The following is a 1015-nucleotide window of genomic DNA, read 5'->3' on the forward strand; positions in this document are numbered from 1 at the left end:
ACTGCACAACTCTGGCATGGTGCCACGACACATCCCCACTGGTGTGGTCTGACGCTGCTGGCCGTGGATGGCGTGGTCTGGCGAACACCGGACACAGCGGAGAACGACGCCGCTTTCCCGCGTCAGAGCTATGCCGGTCAGCCCGGACTCTACCCTCAGGTTAAAATGGTCTGCCAGATGGAGCTGACCAGCCATCTGTTAACGGCCGCCGCCTTCGGCACGATGAAGGAAAGTGAATACACGCTGGCAGAGCAGTTGATAAACCAGACCGGCGATAATACCCTGACTCTGCTGGATAAAGGCTACTACTCTCTGGGTCTGCTGCACGCCTGGAAACAGGCAGGGGAGCATCGCCACTGGATGATCCCACTGAAGAAAGGCGCGCAATACGAGGAAATACAGAAGCTGGGCAAAGGCGACCACCTGGTGAGGCTGAAAACCAGCCCACAGGCGAGGAAAAAGTGGCCGGAACTCGGAGAGGAAATGACGGCCCGACTGTTGACCATCACCCGGAAAGGAAAAGTCTGCCATCTGCTGACATCGATGACGGATGCGATGCGCTATCCGGGTGGGGAGATGGCAGAGCTGTACAGTCATCGGTGGGAAATCGAACTGGGTTACCGGGAAATCAAACAGACAATGCAACTGAGCAGACTGACGCTGCGGAGTAAAAAGCCGGAACTGGTGGAGCAGGAGCTGTGGGGTGTACTGCTGGCGTACAATCTTGTGCGTTATCAGATGATAAAAATGGCAGGGAGTCTGAAGGGTTACTGGCCGAATCAGCTGAGCTTCTCAGAATCCTGCGGAATGGTGATGCGGATGTTGATGACATTGCAGGGAGCTTCGCCAGGTCGGATCCCGGAACTGATGCGTGATATGGAGAGCATGGCGCAGATGGTGAAGTTACCGATAAGAAGAGAAAGAGCCTTCCCGAGGGTGGTGAAGGAAAGGCCACATAAATATGGTAAAGCCAGGAACAAAAATGCCAGTCAGTTGCTTAACTGACTGGCATTAC

At 54.9% G+C, this 1015-nt stretch carries 1 protein-coding gene; it reads left to right on the forward strand.

Translation table 11 applies throughout. The features are described from left to right. Positions 1–1005, forward strand: a 1005-nt coding sequence (locus BSPA111_RS22395; protein WP_183273305.1) for an IS4 family transposase, incomplete at its 5' end; no start/stop codon positions are given. Between the last annotated feature and the right edge of the window lie 10 nt (positions 1006–1015).

This window comes from Buttiauxella sp. A111 (assembly GCF_014189855.1).
Lineage (GTDB): Bacteria > Pseudomonadota > Gammaproteobacteria > Enterobacterales > Enterobacteriaceae > Buttiauxella > Buttiauxella selenatireducens.